Source organism: candidate division KSB1 bacterium, from assembly GCA_034506395.1.
GTDB lineage: Bacteria > Zhuqueibacterota > Zhuqueibacteria > Thermofontimicrobiales > Thermofontimicrobiaceae > Thermofontimicrobium.
This window is the reverse complement of record JAPDPQ010000053.1, coordinates 1-21,274: the sequence shown is the minus strand read 5'-3', so window position 1 is coordinate 21,274 and position 21,274 is coordinate 1. Positions and strand designations below refer to the sequence as shown.

Here is a 21,274-nt window from a genome sequence, read left to right as displayed (position 1 = left end):
TACAGTCATCAAGATTCATTCGCCAAAAGGGCTCATCAGATGAACAAATGTCGTTCTCACCGTCTCCCAATTTTCATCTGTTTGCTTCTTTTTTGTCAACTGATTAGCTGTCATCGAAATCCATCCGACCAAACCGAAATCACCTTCTGGGCAATGGGCGCTGAGGGTGAAAATGTCCAACCATTGATCCGCCAGTTCGAAGCGCAGCATCCCGACATCAAAGTGAAGGTCCAGTCAATCCCCTGGGGGGCAGCGCATGAAAAACTGCTCACCGCCGTGGCGGGCCAATCTACGCCCGATATCTGCCAGTTGGGCAATACCTGGATCCCCGAATTTCAGGCCATCGGCTCGCTGTTGGAGCTTGATTCGTTGATCGATCATTCTGCTATCGTCAATAAAGAAAACTATTTCGAAGGCATCTGGAATACCAACGTCATCGGCAAATCCGTATACGGCATCCCCTGGTACGTGGACACTCGATTGCTGTTTTATCGAAAGGATATTTTAGCCCAGGCTGGTTTTCAGCAGCCACCCCAAAACTGGGATGAATGGCTCGACTTGTCTTACAAAATCAAGAAGCTCTCTTCATCGAAGCAGCGCCGCTATGCTGCTTTTTTCTCGCTGATTTATAATGATTGGGGCGTGCCCGTGATCCTGATTTTATCCAATGGCGGGCGATTGTTGAAAACCAACGATTGCTATGGCGCCTTCGATGATTCGGCCACAGTGGAGGCACTGCGGTTTTATATTAAATTTTTTGACGATAGCCTGGCCATCCGCAGCATGACTGAGGTATCCAACATCTATCAGGGCTTCTCCGATGGGCTGTTCGCCATGATGATCACAGGCCCCTGGAACGTGAACGAGATCCGCAAGCGCTATCCCGAATTGACGGGTCGCTGGAGCACGGCGCTGATCCCTGCCAGCGCCAATTTCAACTCCATTGCGGGCGGTTCCAGCCTGGTGATTTTCAACAATTCAAAGCGATCTGCGGCGGCGTGGAAGTTGATCGAGTTCCTCTCCCAGCCTGAGATCCAGGTCGAATTTTTCAAATTGACGTTGGACCTGCCTGCAGTGAAATCCGCCTGGAACGCTGATATCATTCGGCAGGATCGGGAGATGGCAGCGTTCTACACGCAATTGGAACATGTGGTTCCGACTCCCAAGATTGCCGAATGGGAGCAGGTGGCGGTCAAAATCCAGGAACATCTGGAGAAAGTGATCTTTGGTCGGGTGAGCCTGGAAAAGGCGGTAGCCAATTTGAATCGGGATGTGGATCGGATTCTGGAAAAGCGGCAGTGGCTACTATCAAAGAATATGATCGATCAGGAGTGAAATCCCTTCCTTCGGAAGATCAATTTTTAATGTGATCTGCCGAAAGAAGACCTTTTGGATTTCACTTGCATCGCATAAAGGCGATGCCGTCCGATCATGAAGATATCGATTTCTGAAAATTGAAAAATTATTGTCATTCCGAACGAATCCGTCCGCCGACTGGCGGACGGAGGAGTGAGGAATCTGTTTTTAAAAGAACTATGACAGACAAATCAGAGTTATCGCCTCCTGGCTATGTAAAAATGAAAATTTTTGGACAAAACAAGTCATTTCGATCCGCCAATCGGCGGAGAGGAATCTGTACAAATCATTAGTATCGTTTAAGCTTTAGATTCCTCATTCCGCTTCGCTCCATTCGGAATGACTGAAATATATGAGTTTTTACACACGCTGTTCGCTCGAAATGACAATTGATCCTATTTTGCGGATCTCTATAAAAGAGAAAAAATTTAACTATGCACAAAAAAATCTACACCCCCTATTTCTTCTTAGCCCCAGCCCTGGGAACGCTGCTCATCTTTTTCTTTCTGCCTGTGGCGGCGGCGTTTCTGATGAGCTTCACCGATTTCGACATCTATTCGCTGGGAAATTTGCAGCGAGCTCGGTTCATTTTGTTCGGCAATTACTCCCAACTGCTGAGCGATCCGCTGTTCTGGAAGGCGCTGGCCAACACGTTTTACTTCGTTATCGTCGGCGGCCCGCTGACCATCATCGTCTCGCTGTTAGCAGCAATTGCGCTGAATTCCCGCTTGCTCTATTTTCGCAACTGGTTTCGGCTGGCGTTTTTCATGCCCGTGGTCACCACGCTGGTGGCCGTGGCTGTGGTCTGGCGCTATCTCTATCATCCCCGTTTCGGAATTATCAATTATCTGCTCTCGCAGATCGGCATTCAGGGCGTGGACTGGCTTGGCGATCCACATTGGGCCATGCCTGCGCTGATTCTGCTGGCCGTCTGGAAAAACTTTGGCTACCACATGATGATCTTTCTGGCGGGATTGCAGGCGATTCCCGATTATCTCTACGAAGCCGCCCGCATCGATGGCGCTGGCTGGTGGCGACAGTTCGTCCACGTCACCGTGCCGCAACTGGCGCCGACGACCTTTTTTGTGACCATCATGACCATCATCGGCTACTTCCAATTTTTCGCCGAGCCGTATGTGATGACCCAGGGCGGGCCGCTCAATGCCACGCTCAGCATCGTGCTCTATCTATATCAACAGGGCTTCCGCTGGTGGCGCATGGGCTATGCCTCAGCCATCGCCTTCATTCTTTTTATCATCGTCTTCTTTTTTGCCATGGTTCAATTGTCCCTGAGAAAGCGAGGCGAAGCATGAAAACGAATAAATTTTTCAGAAAATACTCGGCCATGATCGGCTTGCACCTCGTCATGATATTGATTTCATTCATCACCCTTTTGCCATTTCTGTGGATGCTGGCCGCCTCGTTCATGAAAAGCGGCGAAGCCAGCTCGTTTCCGCCCCGATTTCTCCCCAGCGAATTCACCCTGGCCCAATACCAGTTTCTGTTTCAGCGGCTGAGCCTGGGGCGATTTTTCCTGAATAGTCTCATTCTGGCTGTCTCGGTGACCTTCGTTTCATTATTCGTCAATTCGCTGGCGGGCTACGCCTTTGCCAAGTTCAGCTTTCGAGCCAAACGACCACTGTTCGTTTTTCTGTTATCTTCGATGATCATCCCTGGCCAGGTGACCATGCTTCCCGTCTTTCTGTTGCTGAACAAACTGGGACTCTTGAACACCTATTTCGGCATCATCATTCCAGGCATGGCCAGCATCTTCGGCATCTTTTTAATCCGCCAATACCTGCAAAGCGTGCCCGACAGCCTGATCGAAGCCGCCCGCATCGATGGCGCCAGAGATTTTGCCATCTATTGGCGCATCATTCTGCCGTTGGCCAAACCCGTGTTGGTCACATTAGCGCTATTTACTTTTATGGGCACCTGGAACGATTTCCTCTGGCCATTGATCGTGATGACCAAAGAGGAGATGTATACCCTCCCTGTTGCCCTGGCGAATCTATTAGGCGAACATACTCCCGATCCCGAATTGATGATGGCGGGCTCGGTGATCACGATTTTGCCTGTGCTGATTGTGTTCATGCTCTTGCAGAAGTATTATATTCAGGGGATTATGCTGGGGGGAGTGAAGGAGTGAGTTGGGGGTGTTGGGTAATTGGGACATTGGGGCATTGGGTACTGCGGTAATTAGGGCAGATGAAATAAAGGCACAGGTTTTATTTTGAAAAAATCTGGAATGGAATTAAAAATGTGTTGACAAAGAGATTTATTTTTGTATATTTATTTCAAAAAATATTTAGTGAATATAATTTAGTTGTAGTCAGGTAATCCCTGAGAGGAACAACCTATGGATCACAATTGGAAAAAGTACATTGTTAGTACATCAGACGTGCTACGTGGCAAGCCTCGAATCAAAGGCACCAGAATTCCTGTGAGTCTGATACTGGGGTATCTCTCTGCCAGGTACTCTTTTGACCAAATTATTCAAGAATTCCCAGATTTAACAGAAGAACAGATTGCTGCCTGTCTCGACTATGCCCGAGATCTGGCAGAATTTGAGGTCGCTGCATGATTGAGTTAAAGTTTTTTGCAGATCATTGTGTGCCAACTTATATTATCAATTCCCTAATAGACTCAGGTTTTGAAATCTATCGTTTGAAAGACTATATTCCCAAAGATTCACCTGATTCAATCGTTATTTCAACAGCACAGGAATTAAATTCGATTCTTATCTCATTGAATGGTGACTTTGCTGATATTGTTACCTACCCTCCTTCAAATTATAAAGGAATTGTTGCAATCCAGGTGAGAAACCATCCAGAAACTATTCCATATATCATAACAAGGCTAAAGGATTATTTGCTGAAAAATCAAGATGCTGAACATTATGAGGGAAAATTATTCCTGGTTGAAGCCCACAGGATTAGAATTAGACAATAATAATTTGAAGTAAGTACAGATTAACCTGCGGGAGGTTGCTAACCTTCCGCAGCTTTAATGGCGTACCAAATAAGTCACCGAATTTTGCGGCAGGTTCTTCCTGATTTGATTATGAAGGATCAAAGCAGTCGGCTAAATTTCTAATATCAGAATTTTATTTTTAAGTTTTTAACCTATTTTTGAGATATGAGTCGATTAGTTAGTCTGCTTCTTTTTCTACCTTTGTTTCACTCTTACTTTGATCAAGGGGCAAAAACTGAATATCCTTTCTCGCAATGGACTGTTGGCACCAGCGGCAGCAATGTAACCTGGTGCTTTGTGGAAGACCTCGATTTCAATAGCTCATTCATTAAAGCACCTGAACCTGATGATTGGGAAAACTGGTACCGTGCTATCCTTGCCTATCGTGATAAAGTTCGGTCCTCGATCGGAAGACAAGAACCTTATCTGCGAATCGAATTTCCTGCCATGGGAGACCAGGCGATTCATTTTGACACGTTTGCTTATCAATTGAAGCTTCAGCCTGGGGAAGAATTTCAAATTAAGGGCTTCAGTCGTCTACATCCACTTCCATCAATCATTTATTTTGATTTTGATCTTAAAACTCGGGGAGAAGAACAGAGCTATGTGGTGAGGAAAAAAATAAAAGCTACCGACAGCCTTCTGATAAATCCTTCGGAAGAATGGATTGCATTCAGCAAAACATTAAAAGTGCCACCCTTCGCTTCTGATAGTTTTGCCATCGTACCAATTATGCGGTTTGCACCATCCCAAACAGAGACAAAAATCTTTATTTATGACCTTCGGCTGGTTGTGCAAAAGGATCGCAAAAGAGAATGGGTCCGTCAGAACATTGATGCTTACCTGGCTAAACAGGCTAATAATAACCAATTGATCATTCCAGAGGAGCTTGCATGGAATAATGAAAATTTCCTGATGGGACTTATTTTTATGTGGGACCATACGTTCTGGTCGCCTGAAAAAGGAAAATATTTGGTTGACAGCTATTGTCGAAAAATGGTAAAAGAATTTGGCGGGCTCAATTCTGTTATTCTATGGCACAGCTACCCGAATATTGGCATTGATGAGCGGAACCAGTTCGATTTTTTTGATGCACTTCCAGGAGGAATTGCTGGCTTAAAGCAGGTAGTTAATGATTTTCACCGCAATGGGGTGAGAGTTTTTCTCACCTATAATCCCTGGGATCTTGACACCCGCCGACCAGAAAAAGATGATTTCCAAGAACTGGCAAAAATAATTGATCAGACTGGCGCCGACGGGATATTCCTCGATACATGGAGAAGTGCCAAAGGCTCGATTTCAATTTTCGACACTGAAACCTCCATCCGAAACGAAGTGGCCCGCTATCACAGAGCAGTCGCTTTCTCTTCTGAAATTCTACCAGATTTCAAAGACCTGTTCGGCCCAGATGCTGTAACCTGTTCCTGGGGGCAGGAAATTGTCCCGTTTCATTACACGGACCTGTCGCACCAGAAATGGCTGATGCCTGCGCATAAGCAACACTTTGTCAAGCGCATGGCGAAAGACCGTAAACCTATCCTTGCCCATGCGTGGATCAACGGCCAGGGCATATTATTATGGGAAAATATTTTCGGAACCATGAATCTGTGGAATGCCACCCATCGTCAAACTCTGCGCAAAATGAATGCGATCTGGAGAGCGTATGGGAAATTGTATATTAGCGACCGATGGAAACCTTTTATGCCGACAAATAATAAAAATGTGGTCGCCAGTGAATGGCAGGATAAAGGTTTAATTATCACCAATCTTGTAGACACTACTGCTGGAACAGAAGCCACCGTTAAAATTGAAGTCAAGTCTGGCATGAACCTGAAATATTTCGATCTGTGGAATGGTGAAGAACTCAAGCCTTTCATGGAAAATAACAAATCATACGTAAATGTGAAGATTAACGGTTTTGGATGTCTGCTCCAAACTGGCGAAACAAACAGAAAACTTCTAAAGCTTTTGCAGAAGCAAAGACACGAAACTTCGACACCGTTTTCTGCAAAAGATGAATATGACAAAGAAGTTTCAATCAAAAAACCGCTAAGGTATGACTACCACAAGGCGGAACAGGTCGGTCATATACGAGATCTCGATCTGCTGGAAATTAAAGGCGGGCACTACAAATTTACCTGTATGCACATCTGGCGTGAGGGACTCTGCTATCCGAACATGGATGCTAAAGATAATCATGATCTGGTCATATCTTATGAAAACGGAGCACAATATATCAAACACACCCATGAGGAAACCTTACCCTCTTTTGCAATTATGACAAGGGTTGTAACCAACAGGCAATTCAATGAATTTTTGAGATCAACTGGTTACAAATCCCGTTTCCCTGATAATTTTCTCAAACATTGGAACGGCGATCAGTGTCCCGATTCTCTTCTCGACAAACCTGTCGTTTATGTTAGCCTCGAAGATGCCAGGGCTTTTGCAGCATGGGCGGGTATGCGGCTGCCCACAGAATGGGAATGGCAATTAGCTGCGGAGACCCTTGGGGAAGAATTTATTTATAACGAGGTCTTTGAATGGAATGAGAGTGAAAGGTTCGACGGGTATAACCGATTTGTCACATTGCGTGGCGGCTGCAGTCGGTGGCTTATGCGAAGTTCATGGTGGTATCTGCCTGGTGCACCTTACGGTGGAATTGTCGGAGGCTCTCAGAGCTACAACTCTCATGTTAAATATTTCTTGATGTACCCTGGAATGGACAGGGCCTCAACAATCGGATTTCGGTGTATTAAGATTTTTAATAACTCTAATTAGTGGCCCGTCCGAAAACTAAAGATTTTTAAAAAGCATGTCATTCCGAGCGGAGCGAGGAATCTATCTATGGTTGAAACCATGGGACTTACAGATTCCTCACTTCGTTCGGAATGACTGTTTTGCTGAACAATTAGCAATTTCCGAACAGACTCTAATTAGTGCCCGTCCGAAAACTAAAGATTTTAAAAAGCATGTCATTCCGAGCGGAGCGAGGAATCTATCTATGGTTGAAACCATGGGACTTACAGATTCCTCACTTCGTTCGGAATGACACGACTCTGATTGACCTGATGAAATAGTAATAATTCACCAAAATTTTAAAGGATGATAATCTATGGCGAAGCTGAATGTTAAATCATTCTTCACTCTGGCAGTCGTACTGATTGTCATTGTCCTCTGCTTCATAAGTATCGGTTTCAGAGAAGGCTCCAGAAGTAAAAATAAGCTGCTACCAGCCGATGTTCTTGTTGTTTATTCCTATGGCTCCCCTTCAAAAACAATTTCTGAAATCAAGCCCGAAGAAGCTGATGCCATCACCACAGCAACTCCCTCGGATATAAATGTCAAAACTATTGCTGAAAGAATCGAATCCGAGTTTAAGTTGAAAGGGTATAAAACACTATTAGCCACTCCGAACGAAATTAATAATATGAGGGATCTGCTGCAATGTAAAATGCTAATCCTGGGAACTGGGGTAAGGTTTTGGAATATGACATGGGAAATGAAACGTATGATAGATATCTATTTCGGCAAAATCTACATCACTTCGAAAAACGATTTCAGGAAAATAGCAGTTGGCACATTTGCGCAGGCTGAAATATCAGCCAGTGCACTCGCTGCAATTAACGCCCTGTCTGCTGCGGCCTCTGATTGCGGGAGTAAACCCGTTGCATCTGAGGTTTTTCTTACAAGCAACAATATGCCTGCAGATACAGTGATGGTAAGAATTAAAAACTTTGTAGCTGAAATGATCTCAGGTGCAGCTAATAAATCGCTTAATGATTGAGCAAGATCATTTTTTAAATTGCAACTTTCATCAACTGCAAAAAGCTGTAGTTTTGATAGATCATCTATCCTCTGGCGCACGAGTTGATATTATCCGCTTCAACTGCTATTATTAGCTGATAGGCATTATGGAGGATTTTGTATCAAAAACCCTAGCGGATGATCTCATTTTGATGCTATTCATATGCCAGATGATTTTATTCTTTTCTGAAATGTTGACAATCCACTCAATCCGAACCTGAAGTGATTTGTGGATTGACAAAAGCAATAAACGTCCATTCCAGTATTTTTGATGTCATTGGATGCGAAGTAAATGAAAAAAACTGGGACCAGTCCAATAAGAACTCATTAGTCGATTGAGGTTGATTGCCACTGGATAAGACAGAGATCTACCGATGTGCAAAGCGAAATTTCAAACCAAAAAATGAGATGCCAGTCCGCCAACTGGCGGACTGACATGACAATTTATCCTGTTTTGATAATTTTGCAACAAGAACTAACTAAGCTTCTTTTTCAGCTCGCCAGACGCTTGCGCTTTTGTTAATGATCTCTTGTTTGGCTAAAAAATAAAAAATAAATTTGTCGTCACCTCTCACAATATCTTCCTGGCACACTTGATCTGGTTTCCATGAATATTATTTTAAATTCTGATGCACTCCCAATCCCAAAAAATTTGCAATTCCTAAAAAAATCCCTTGACTTTTCAACTTTGAAAGTTTATATTATGAACATCATTGTAAACGTTTACAGATTGCTTTCAAATCTACCCGAATTTGCCAGCAAAAATCTGGTGAAAACGGTTACAGCAATAGGGTGCACGTGGATATCAATATCATCGAAATCGCTCGTCGTGCGGGGGTTTCGACAGCCACAGTCTCTCGAGCTTTGAACAACAACGGTCCTGTCCGAGAAGAAACCCGCCAAAAAATCCTGCAAATTGCCAGAGAACTCAACTACAAACCCAATCCCATCGCCCGCAGTCTATCCCGAAAACAAACCGATACCATCGGCGTTATTTTGCCCGAACTGGTCGATGAATTTTTCATGGAAATTATCCGTGGCATCGACGAGACGGCGTATCGTGCCAATCGCTACGTGATGCTGTCCAGCTTTCACAGCCAGCGCAATATTGTGGAGACGCTGCTGGAGTTTATGAGCAGCGGTCGGGTGGATGGCGTGATCCTCATGGCGCCCCAGATGCAAACCGATTTGGTTTCGCTGTTATCGAAAAGCAAAAAACCTGTCGTCCTGTTGAATGTCAATGATACCATTCCTGATGCGGTCTGTTTTAATATCGATAATTATCATGGTGCTTTTTCCATCACCAAGCATCTAATTGAACATGGTTATCAGCGGATCGGGATGATTTTGGGACCCGAGGGCAACTGCGATGCGGAGGAGCGATTTCGTGGCTTCAGCGATGCCCTCACGAAGCATAATTTGCCGATGGAAAATTCGCTGATCGTTCAGGGTGACTTTGCTGCCAGATCAGGTTACTATGGTTTTGGTCGCTTGATGAATCAGGAAACCCGACCCGATGCGATCTTTGCGGCTAATGATATGATGGCGGTTGGCTGCTATGAAGCGGCCAAGAGCTCCAATATCAAGATACCTGATGACGTGGCTGTGGTCGGCTTTGATGATATCTATCTCGGACGATTGCTATCCCCTCGATTGACAACAGTCCACGTCCCCATTTCAGAATTAGGGAGCAAGGCGGTTCGTTATCTGCTCCAGATGATCGATGGCGAAGTTGATCCCGAACAGCCATATCGAGAAGAACTTTCCACAGGATTGATCATTGGGGGGTCCTGTGGCTGTGATAACTATGCAATTAGTTCGATTATTTAATTGTTTCTTGCTTTTTATTTCTCACCATCAGCAAGGAAGGGAGGTGAAAACTTTCATATTAGCGATTCATTTTTTACCACACCTGCGGTTAATTAAAGTGGTCTTTAAGATTTCTAATCCACCAGTTCTATTCAAAACAATTTTTCAGGAGGAAAGTTATGAGAGGAATGCTAAAGCTGGTTGCAGTGATGGTCATGGCACTTTTGGTCATGTCGATCACCCAATTTGCTCAGGCGATGGAGCGACCCAATGTGATTTGGGCGCGGGCGACCACGGAGACGATCACGCTGGATGGCAAGTTAGATGAGCCGGGTTGGCAGAAAGCCGAGTCGGTGCGTTTGCAGTATGGCAAGTCATCGGCGTTGATTCCAGGCAGTGGTTGGCACGATGAACAGGGCGTGAAGCCGAGCGACCCGACCGATGCGGTGATTAAGTTTTTGGTGTCGGGCAATAATTTGTACATGGCAGTGGTGGTCAAGGACAGTTCAGTGGGTGGTGGTTTGTTCAATCAGTTTGATGGTTTTCTGATGAACATGCGGGATCATTCCAAGCCGGATCGGCCGGCGCCCAATTTTGAGTATTTCTATGGTTGGGTGACCGAGGGCTGGGCGGATCCCAACACGGGGAATGTTGGTGCATCGCCAGGATTTTTTGGTTGGGCGTCGGGCGATCGCAGTGTGTGGGATGCGGCCACGTTTGTCGATGGGGTGTCTAACGACGACAGCAGTCCTGATAAGGGCTACACTGCGGAGATCATGTTCAATTTGACGCCGCGCGGCTATGATGTGACCAAAGCTGAGGGCGACATTATCGAGTTCAACATATCGATTTACGATGCGGATTGGCACTGGCCGCACAATAATGACAAGTTCAGCAGCAATCGGACGTGGTGGTGCGGCCCCTGGGGCAATGCCTCGGCCTATGATGTGGCGCGGATTTACGCGCGGCCTGATGTGACGGTCAATTCTGGGCCAGTTCCTGAGGTAGGGCCTGAGGTGGTGATTCCCAATGGGATCAATTATCCTGATCCAGTGATCGATGGGAAGCTGGATGAAGCTGTGTGGTCCAAGATCGATGGGCTGGATTTGCGTTATGGGGATGATGCGTTGCGGGCGTCTTATCCTGGCATTGGGCCGTGGCGCAGTGGTCAATGGCAGCCAGAGATCAACAGTGTGCGAGCGCCAGTGGTGGATCCAGCCGATGCGACCATCAAATGGTTTTTCAAAGGCGACATGCTGTACCTGGGCGTGGATGTGCGCGATCAGGCGGTCTGGGGCTTGAACCAGTTCGATCTGTGGGATGGGATTCGGTTCATCATCAACGATCGGGCTGCGGTGGATCCTGGTGACAACAACTTGTTGCGTCGCGAGTTGACGGTGCGGGTGGATTCGCTGGGCCAGTTGATGGTGCTGGACTATCTGCCGATGTTGATCGATTCGTTCAAGACCTCGAAGGCGGCGATGGCGTTGAAGCCTGGCACGACGGTGAACAACTTCAACGATATTGATGCGGGGTATAGCTTTGAGTTAGCCATTGATTTGACCAAGCTGGGTTATCCCGTTGGTCGTGGCGATGGGGCGTTGTTCATTAGTGCCACGTTGTTCGATGGCGATGCGTTCGCCAATCCAGCCGATACCTACGGCAACCGAGTGTGGTGGATGCGCGAAAGCTCATGGCCCGCTGCTCCCGCCTGGGCGTATATGGATCCAAATGCGGTGCTTACCGGGGTGAAAGAAATTGCCGGAAAAACCAGCAATCTGCCGACCAAATTTGCAGTGTTGGGCAACTACCCCAATCCATTCAATCCGTCATCAGTGATCCGTTATGCGCTGCCAGAGGATAGCCGGGTGACATTGAAGGTCTACAATGTCCTGGGCAGCATGGTTGCCGAAATCCCCTTGGGCTTACAAAAGGCAGGCATTAACGAAGTCACCTTTAATGCCGAAAAAATCAGTTCAGGCATCTACTTCTATCATTTCCAGGCCGTCTCTGGTAGGAACAATAAACTTTCAGTCAGCTCCACTGGAAAGATGGTCGTGTTGAAGTAGTCGCTTCACTTTGCATTCCGACTATTAAAAATTGGGCCTCAATAGTTCATCGAACTTTTGGGGTCCAATAGTTCTAAAATCACAATTAAAACGGCTTTTAAATCGACATGCATCCTCCCAGATCCCCCCGCTTTTTAGCGGGGGGATTTATTGATCCATCCAGGATTGAACAGGATATGGTTATTGAAAAAGCCGTGACAAAACAAAGCAGCTCATGAAAAATGTTTCAGGAGATGCAGCAACCAGATTTAAAAGAGGAGATCTTTTTTAGTTTTTCTGATTATAGATACTGCGTGCTGTTAGTTTTTAGGATTGCTGAGGATCAGCTCACGAAAATTTGATCGGTGAATGCCCCAGCTTCTGCAAAGCGCTTAATTGGGGGAAAAACCGTCACAAGACAAATCGGTTCATCATGATCTTCACCCTTGAAAGCGGTCTCGATATCGCAGGTCTCATGCTTTGAACAGGTATGGGAAGATCAGTTCAAATTTAGATCACTACCATGAAATGTTTAAGAGGCTCAATATGAAATTAAAACCAATCAACGTATTAGTCCGTTGCCTCGAATTGTTTTTGGTGCAGTTCATTTTCGTACTGAGCACGGCCGTGACCGTGAACAGCGGAACAACTGGCAAATTAGCTGGACGCGTCACAGATAAGGATGGCCAGCCCTTGCCTGGCACCAATGTGATTCTGGTTGGCACTAACCTCGGCGCGGCTGCTGACCTGCAAGGCTATTTTAATGTTATCAATATCCCACCAGGACGCTATCAGGTCAGATTTTCTTTTATCGGATATAAAAATCGGGTGGTGCAGGATGTGTTGGTAACAGTTGACCACACAACGACCTTAGACGCAGTGCTAGAGGAAAGCACCATCGAAGGGGAGGCGGTAACGGTTGTCGCTGAGCGGCCAGTGGTCGAACTCAATCTCACCAGCTCGGTCTCAACTGTCACCAGCAAGGATATCCAAATTATGCCAGTCAGACAATTAAATGAAATTGTCGATCTTCAGGCGGGCGTGGTCGATGGTCATTTTCGAGGCGGTCGATTGGGGGAGGTCCAATATCAAATCAATGGCGTAACGGTCAATAACACTTATGACAATAGCTCTTCCGTACAAATCGATCGTTCGCTGTTGCAAGAAGTGCAGGTCATCAGCGGCACGTTCGATGCCGAGTATGGACAGGCCATGAGCGGCGTGGTCAACGTGGTGCTCAAATCTGGCTCAGACAAGTTTTCTTGGAATGCAGAGACTTTTTTGAGCGACTATATGTACACCAGCGGTGATCGTCGCAAAGCCGAGGATAAATTTCGACCGCTGGCGATCCAGAACTATCAGTTCAGCCTCAGCGGCCCAACGTTTCTGCCAAACACTTATTTTATTATGAACACCCGTCGCTATGTCGACAACGGTTATATTTTTGGAAAGCGCCGCTTTCTACCGACGGATCGAGCTGATTTCGAGCGACGCATTTTTACGCCATCTGGGGATAATAAAGAAGTGCCGCTGTCCTATTCCGATGATCTCTCCGGCCTGGTCAAGCTCACCAATCGCTCGATTAAAAATATCCAATTGGAATATCAGGCCATCTACAATGTCATTAAATCTCAGCGCTACAATTTCGCGTTTCGATTGAATCCGGATGGCCGATCGAAACAACAAACCACCTCGGTCGTGCATGGCTTAGATATCACCCACACTTTATCACCGAGTACCTTCTATAATTTCAATTTGCGACAAAATTATTTCGACTATCATGATTATGCATACAAAGATTTCAATGACCCGCGCTATGATGCGGCAGGTCCACCACAAGGGGATGCCAATTATGAATTAGGGGCGATCGTTCAAGGAGTTGATCTCAGTCGCTTCAAACAGCGCACGAATACCATTGTCGCCAAAGCGGCGCTTACCAGCCAGGTGACCCGAACCCATCTGGCAAAATTCGGCGCCGAGTTACAATATTCTACTGTCCAGTTCGGTGTACCAGGCTACATTATTGGGACGGGCCTCTTATTGACTCGTCACATCAATGAGCCGCCTGATTATCCTCCTATTGCAACCTATCGCCCGATTTCATTGGTGGCATACGCCCAAGATCAAGTTGAATGGCGCGATTTTATTGTGCGCGCTGGGACAAGAATGGAATATTTTGATGCCCGGTCCACTGTTCCCAGTGATTTGCAGAACCCGGCCAACGCCATCGCCGGAGCTCCAGCTTCATATCCTAAGCGGACCTCGAAAAAGATCACCTTAGCACCACGGATCGGTGTCTCGTATCCAATGACCGCAAGCGCTGCTCTATTTTTCGCTTATGGCCATTTTTATCAGATGCCGGGATTGGGACAAATTTTCACCAATTCCGATTATCAGATCTTGGATGAATTGCAAGCAGGCGGCATCAGCTATGGCGTCATGGGCAATCCCGATATCAAGCCAGAAAAAACCGTTCAATACGAATTTGGCTACAAGCATGCTCTCACGCCAGATTTGGGAATTGATTTTAGCATTTTCTACAAGGACATCCGAGACTTGTTAGGAGTGGAGTTTGTCTCCACTTATGCTGCCGCAGAATATGCGCGGTTGACCAATGTCGATTTCGGAAATGTTTTGGGCTTCACCATCGCAGTGGATCAACGGCGCATGGGGCCAATTAGCACCATGATTGATTACACTTGGCAACGAGCTATGGGCAATTCCAGTGATCCCAGGGAAACCGCCACTCGCGCCGCTGCTGGCGAAGACCCACGGCCGCGGCAAATCCCGCTCAATTGGGATCAACGCCATACGCTCAATGCGACGCTTCTGGTGGAGCTGCCTCAAAGCTTAACGATCAGCACCATCATTCGTTATGGCAGCGGTCAACCATATACACCAGCAATCAAAGCTGGATTTGGCGGCGGGTTAGAAGCCAATTCTGGGATAAAACCGGCATCAATCCGAATCGACTTGCGGGCTGAAAAATATTTTCGCTTGCGCAATATGAATATCAGCCTATTTGCGCGAGTCCTCAATTTGCTCGATACCAGATTTGTGAACGGCTTTGTTTTCGATGACACCGGTAGTCCTGATTATTCCTTAAACCCCATTGGGCAACGCGCCACACTGGCCGATCCAGGTCGGTACTATCCGCCTCGCCGCGTCGAATTGGGGATAACCCTAGGATCTGCCAATTAGCAATGGAGGGATGTTATGCGCTATTTGAACTTTTTAATCGTTTGTTTCATCCTTTTATGCCTGGGTCCGATATGGCTATCGGCTCAATATCTACCTGTGGTCCCGCCGGAGCAACGCGGTCGGGTGGATGCCGAACGGGCTGGCTATCATGACGCCGCCAATATCCGCACCGTATTTTATAACTACGGCATGGTCGGCGACTATCCGCCTGACCCTGGGAATGTGGATTTGAGCGTTTTTCATTCATGTGAGGTACCCAAGGGAAGCGGACTAAATTACACCGACGGCACCACACCCTTTGTCCTGGCTAAGCTGTTGGATCGCAAAGGTGTCTATTTTCATATCATGGAAACTGGCTATCGCGAGCGCCAGGGCACCAGCCCCATCCGCAATCGCATCATGCGCTACGAGCCGAGACCAGGTTATTTTCAAGCTGATCCCAGCATCAATCAAGGGCGATCTCCTGCCATCAGCAACGATCCTCGAACCTGGCCCACTATCTGGCCAGATAAGATCAACGATCCCGATGATCCCGGCTGGAGCGGAAGCTGGAACGGCTATTTCGGCAAGCGACCCAACGCCGACCAGGAGAGCTTCACTGTCATGGACGATGATTTTTACGATGCATGGGATTTCTACCCAGATAGTCGCGATGAAACCCGTCGTGGCATGGGACTACGCGTTGAAGTGCGCGGATTTCAATGGTCCAATCCTCAGTCCAGCAATGTGATCTTCTGGCATTACGACATCAGCAATGAAGGCACAACCGATTATGTGGATAATATCATTTTCGGAATGTACATGGACTCTGGTGTCGGCGGCTCGGCGCTATCATGTGATGGAGTCTATGAGTCTGACGATGATAACGCCTATTTCGACAAGTCATTCGGCTTAAATCTCGTTTACACCTGGGACAAATTAGGCCACGGCGTCGGCCTTTCTTCCAATTGCGTAAAATCTGGATATTTGGGTTATGCATATCTGGAAACGCCTGGCAACCATTACGATAAGATCGACAATGACGATGACGGCATCATCGATGAACGTCGGGATAGCGGGCCAGGCCAATTGCTCATCGGCTATCAAGCGATTTTGGATTACGTCAGAGCGCATTATGATGTCGCTCAATTTGAACGAGCCATTGGTACCATTGCCACTCGACCTGCCTATCGAGCTACGCGATGGTGGACAGGCGATGAGGATATGGATTGGGTGCAGGACTTGCACGACACCGGCGCCGATGGTGTATTTGGGACCAATGATACGGGCGAAGGCGATGGCATTCCAACCAATGGCGAGCCAAATTTCGACCGAACCGACCTCAATGAATCCGACCAGATTGGCCTCACCGGTTTTAGAATGAATCGCATTCGAGCTGGCGCCGGCAATCCCAGCCAGGATACCGATAACATCGTCTTCTTCGAAGAAGGCAAACAATGGCCAACTCGGCTCTATAATTTCTTCACCGATCCCAATCCTGCGGGTCGATTCGATCAGGCGCTTGTCTTGAATTACAATATTGGCTTCCTGTTTGCTTCCGGCCCATTCCGCCTGATCGCTGGAAAGACCGAACGGTTTAGTCTGGCGTTGGCTTACGGGGCCGATCTGCAGGAACTCCGCACTACGGTCAAAACCGTGCAACAGATCTACAATGCCAATTATCAATTCGCTGTACCACCACCGCAGCCCACCGTGACCGCTGAGGTAGGCGATGGTTGGGTGCGGCTTTCATGGGATGATGTGGCCGAACGAGGCATAGACCCTGTTTCGCTGGAGGCCGATTTCGAGGGCTATCGAATTTACCGATCCACCGATCCCGAATTCCGTGATCCAAGAGTCATTACCACAGGCCGCGGCACAGGCCCACTCGGCAACGGTCGTCCCATCGCCCAATTTGATCTGATCAACGGCTATAAAGGATTTTCCAAACAAGTTGTTGAAGGCGTCGCCTATTATTTGGGCGACGATTCGGGTATCACCCACACCTGGACCGACACCAGCGTGGTGAACGGCCAACTTTATTACTATGCCGTCTGTGCCTACGATCACGGTTCTGATTCCCTGGATTTCTATCCATCCGAGAATTCTATTTCCGTCTCACGAACGCCACGAGGGGGTACCATCTTGCCAACCAATGTGGTAGCCGTTCGGCCTGAGCCGAAAATTATGGGCTTCGTTCCAGCAACCGCTTCCGATGGCGTTCAAATTCGGGGGCGAGGGGTTGGCACGGTCAAAGTCGAAGTGGTCAATTCCGCCCTGGTGCCTGATAATCACATTTTCCTACTCAAGTTCAAGATTCCCTCGCAGGACAGCATTCGAGCAGCGTTTTATGATCTGATCGATAGCACCGAGAATAAATACCTGTTCCGCAACGGCTACGATCTGGATGGCCAGGGCATTGGTCAGGTGGCTGTGGGATTGCTGCCAATTGTAACCACTCCTAAGACCATCAGCATCGATGCGGCCAATACGGGCTTCACGCCCCAGAGCAAAACCAATCTGCGGCTGAAAGCCACCTATCAATATCAGCAATCCATCAATCGTCGGCGCCCAGGCTTTCCCGATCCACTTCGGATTACCTTCACCGATACGCCTGTGGATACCTCGCTGGCGGCCATTGGCTTGCCCGCTCGGCCGTGTAAATTTAGAGTAGAGGCACTTAGTGATTCGGGTGCACTTCGAATGAAATTTCGGATCCGTGACCTGGATCGGGATGGCACGTTAAGTCGAGTGGATGAATTTATCGACGTGGTCACTTTCGTGCCCGAAAAAGGTACCCAGCCCCAGGTCACCTGGCGCATCGAGGTCGATACCACGGGTCAGGCTGCTCGGGGAGCGATCATCCCACCCACCCAGGGCGATGTGTATAATCTCAAATTGATCTATCCGCTGGGCCAGGGCGATGTGTTCATGTTCACCAGCAAAGGCCAATACATCGATCCCAACAAAGCCCGCCAGGAGTTCAAAGAAGAGCCCTACGTGGTTCCCAATCCCTATGTCGGCTCGGCCAGCTTCGAGGCGGAGCGATTTGCCATTTCGGGTCGAGGTGAGCGGCGGATCGAATTTCGCAACCTGCCCGAAAAATGCACCATCCGCATTTACACCGTGCGTGGGGAACTGGTGCAGACGCTTTATCACGATGGCTCCACGCTCAGTTACGTGGCCTGGGATCTGAGAACCAAAGACAATTTAGATGTGGCGCCAGGTCTCTATATTTTCCATGTCGATGGAGGTGACCTGGGAACCAAAATTGGAAAATTCGCCATTATAAAGTAGATTTTCGTTAAGCCAGATGGAGTGCGGTGCCTCTATGCACCGCAGGCAATGCATAAACGGGATGTCCATGAACATAAAATTTAGTCAGCTTCCTGTCATTGCGAGGCGTTTTTTGCCGAAGCAATCTTTGCTCCAAGTCTCAAAGAGAGATTGCTTCGTCTCCGCCAGTTGGCGGATCCTCGCAATGACACGTTCTTTTTAAATTTATTTGAGTTCATGGACAGATTGTAAATGTGCTCCACTCCGTTAGTTAAAACATTACCATAACCAATGGGTGAGTTATGAAAGTGCATGATAACAAAATCAAATTCGAAATAAAAGCACAGGCTCCGAGCCGACTATTGTGGCTATCGCTAAGCCTAATCCTCTTGCTATTGCAATTGCATCCCAGCGTTTTGGCGCAATCCAAAACGGGCACGACCATTGGCCAGTTTCTGCTGATCGAGCCGAGCGCCCGTTACACAGGCATGGGCAATGCGGGCGTGGCATCCTACGATGAGATTGCCGCCGCTTATTATAACCCTGGCGCCATTGGACGGCTGCGAGGCTATGGACTCCAATTCACCCATAGCCTCTGGCTGGCGGACATCACCTACGATTATGTGGCTGCCTCTATTCAGATGGGAACCATTGGAAATTTATTCATCACAGCGACGGCGCTGAATTCTGGCGAGATCGATGTCCGAACGGTGGAGCAACCGCTGGGCACGGGTGAGCGCTATTCGGTTTCCAACTTTGCGCTGGGCATGGGCTATGGCCGCCAGTTGACCGATCGCTTCTCCATGGGCTTCACCATCAATTACGTTCAGGAGACCATCTGGCACAGCTCGCTCTCGACCGTGGCGATCAGTGTGGGGACGTTGTATAACCTGACCACCAATGGGGTGCGGCTCGGCGCCAGCATCTCCAATTTCGGCATGCCCGCCCGATATTCAGGCCGAGATTTGAGGATCATTTACGACAATGATCCTGACAAGTACGGCGATAACAGCAGCCTGCCTGGCGAAATTTATACCGAGGCATTTCCCCTGCCCGTCCTATTTCGAGTCGGGTTGAGCGTGCCATTCGAATTTTCGCCCAACAATCGGCTGCAATTGGCGGTTAATGCGTTTCATCCCAACGATAATACCGAAAGCATGAGCTTCGGCGCTGAATGGACCGTATTCAAATCCTTCTCCCTGCGAGCGGGCTATCAAAATCTGTTCCTGAAAGACTCTGAGGTTGGGCTGACCCTGGGCGCTGGCTTACAATTGGACGTGGCGGGCCATTTCTTCCAATTCGACTACGCCTGGGCGGATCACGGACGGCTGGAGAATACGCAGCGGTTTACGGTGGGGTTTCTTTTTTAGGCAGTAATCAGTAATCAGTCATCAGTCATCAGTGATCAGTAATCAGTCATCAGTCATCAGTGATCAGTAATCAGTGAACAATAGAGAAGGAGGTGTGAGATGAGTTATTTGCCGCATGCGAAGAGTTTTCGGGATTTGATAGTTTATCAGAAAGCCAGGGCATTGGCGAAGGATATTTTTGAAATCTCGAAACGTTTTCCCAGAGAAGAAATGTATTCGCTGACCGATCAGGTTCGGCGTTGTTCTCGTTCCGTTGGCGGACAAATAGCAGAGGCCTGGGCCAAACGACGGTACGTGAAACATTTCGTTAGTAAGCTGACCGATGCCGATGGTGAACAAAATGAAACCCAACATTGGATTGAAACGGCAAATGACTGCAATTATCTAAATGCCAATGAAACGGCTGCTCTGCTGCGTCGCTGCGAAGAAATCGGTCGACTGCTCGGCGGCATGATGGAAAAGGCAGATCAATTTTGCTCTGACACCCCCAATCTGATTCGGGATGAAGCAGCGGAGTTTTTTTCTATGGTTATTCGGGATGGTGATTAGTAGACAGTAATCAGTAATCAGTAATCAGTAATCAGTGAACAGTGATCAGTAAACAGTAAACAGTAAACATTAATCAGTAATCAGTAATCAGTTAATTGACTGAATACTGACAACTGATCACTGACAACTGATCACTGACAACTGATCACTGATCACTGATAACTGATCACTAATAAAACGGAGTCAACCAGTGTTTCGTCAAACTTTGACAATTCTAATCTTATTAACCGTAGCAGCTACTGGGAACAACCAAACGCTAACCAAAGAGGACAGCACTTTCCTCGTTAATGTCCAGAAAGCCTCCTTCGATTTTTTCTGGAACGAGGCCAATCCCGACAACGGGTTGATCAAGGACAACAGCCGAGCCGATTCGCCCTGCAGCATCGCCTCAGTAGGATTTGGTCTGACGGCCATTTGCATCGGCATCGACCATCAATGGATCACCCGAGAGACGGGACGGCAGCGGGTGCTCAATACTTTGAAAACGTTTTGGACCAAACCGCAGGGACGAGAGGCTCAGGGTTTTATCGGCTACAAAGGCTTCTTTTATCATTTTCTGGACATGAAAACCGCCCTGCGTACCTGGAACTGCGAGCTATCCTCGATTGACACAGCATTGTTGCTGGCGGGCATTCTGTATGCCAAACAGTACTTCAATGAAAATCAGGCGCAGGAGGATACTATTCGGGCACTGGCTGATTCCATCTATTATCGGGTCGATTGGCAATGGATGCGGAACTTTCAGCCCAATATTACTCTGGGTTGGCATCCCGAGACAGGCTTCATCAACGCCTGGTGGCGGGGCTACAACGAAGCCATGATCATGAACATCCTGGCGCTGGGTTCGCCGACCCATCCTGCACCCTCCTCCATCTGGAGCGCCTGGACCAGCGGCTATTCCTGGCAGAC

At 47.7% G+C, this 21,274-nt stretch carries 14 protein-coding genes; all 14 read left to right on the top strand.

Annotated features, from left to right (window positions below; genetic code table 11):
* A partial coding sequence (locus tag ONB37_19575) for a sugar ABC transporter substrate-binding protein (protein MDZ7402364.1) occupies window positions 1-1,335 on the top strand: 1,335 nt, incomplete at its 5' end.
* Between the two features lie 455 nt (window positions 1,336-1,790).
* Window positions 1,791-2,669, top strand: coding sequence for a sugar ABC transporter permease (locus tag ONB37_19570; GenBank protein MDZ7402363.1), 879 nt, complete (start codon window positions 1,791-1,793; stop codon window positions 2,667-2,669).
* Window positions 2,666-3,505 carry a carbohydrate ABC transporter permease gene (locus tag ONB37_19565; protein MDZ7402362.1) on the top strand — a complete coding sequence of 280 codons (840 nt, stop codon included), beginning with the start codon at window positions 2,666-2,668 and terminating at the stop codon, window positions 3,503-3,505. Before ONB37_19570 ends, ONB37_19565 begins: the two co-directional genes overlap by 4 nt.
* Window positions 3,506-3,715: 210 nt before the next feature.
* Window positions 3,716-3,940 carry a DUF433 domain-containing protein gene (locus ONB37_19560; GenBank protein MDZ7402361.1) on the top strand — a complete coding sequence of 75 codons (225 nt, stop codon included), beginning with the start codon at window positions 3,716-3,718 and terminating at the stop codon, window positions 3,938-3,940.
* Window positions 3,937-4,308: a DUF5615 family PIN-like protein gene (locus tag ONB37_19555; GenBank protein ID MDZ7402360.1), complete on the top strand. Its 372-nt coding sequence runs from the start codon at window positions 3,937-3,939 to the stop codon at window positions 4,306-4,308. The genes ONB37_19560 and ONB37_19555 overlap by 4 nt, the downstream gene beginning before the upstream one ends.
* Window positions 4,309-4,494: 186 nt before the next feature.
* A complete protein-coding gene (locus ONB37_19550) occupies window positions 4,495-7,107 on the top strand; it encodes a formylglycine-generating enzyme family protein (protein ID MDZ7402359.1) in 2,613 nt (870 codons plus the stop codon).
* Between the two features lie 334 nt (window positions 7,108-7,441).
* Window positions 7,442-8,113, top strand: coding sequence for a hypothetical protein (locus tag ONB37_19545; GenBank protein ID MDZ7402358.1), 672 nt, complete (start codon window positions 7,442-7,444; stop codon window positions 8,111-8,113).
* An 818-nt stretch (window positions 8,114-8,931) separates the two neighbouring features.
* Complete coding sequence (locus ONB37_19540) at window positions 8,932-9,963, top strand: LacI family transcriptional regulator (GenBank protein ID MDZ7402357.1); 1,032 nt, start codon at window positions 8,932-8,934, stop codon at window positions 9,961-9,963.
* A gap of 158 nt (window positions 9,964-10,121) precedes the next feature.
* Window positions 10,122-12,011: a T9SS type A sorting domain-containing protein gene (locus tag ONB37_19535; protein ID MDZ7402356.1), complete on the top strand. Its 1,890-nt coding sequence runs from the start codon at window positions 10,122-10,124 to the stop codon at window positions 12,009-12,011.
* 525 nt (window positions 12,012-12,536) lie between these two features.
* Window positions 12,537-15,191, top strand: a complete 2,655-nt coding sequence (locus ONB37_19530) for a TonB-dependent receptor (GenBank protein MDZ7402355.1) — start codon at window positions 12,537-12,539, stop codon at window positions 15,189-15,191.
* A 15-nt stretch (window positions 15,192-15,206) separates the two neighbouring features.
* Window positions 15,207-18,467 carry a hypothetical protein gene (locus ONB37_19525; protein MDZ7402354.1) on the top strand — a complete coding sequence of 1,087 codons (3,261 nt, stop codon included), beginning with the start codon at window positions 15,207-15,209 and terminating at the stop codon, window positions 18,465-18,467.
* A gap of 281 nt (window positions 18,468-18,748) precedes the next feature.
* The gene (locus tag ONB37_19520) at window positions 18,749-19,816 is read left to right on the top strand and encodes a PorV/PorQ family protein (protein MDZ7402353.1); all 1,068 of its coding nucleotides are present in this window, start codon (window positions 18,749-18,751) and stop codon (window positions 19,814-19,816) included.
* Between the two features lie 99 nt (window positions 19,817-19,915).
* On the top strand, window positions 19,916-20,365 hold the full coding sequence (locus ONB37_19515; protein MDZ7402352.1) for a four helix bundle protein: 450 nt from the start codon (window positions 19,916-19,918) through the stop codon (window positions 20,363-20,365).
* A 190-nt stretch (window positions 20,366-20,555) separates the two neighbouring features.
* On the top strand, window positions 20,556-21,274 hold a 719-nt coding region (locus tag ONB37_19510), incomplete at its 3' end, for a Tat pathway signal protein (GenBank protein ID MDZ7402351.1).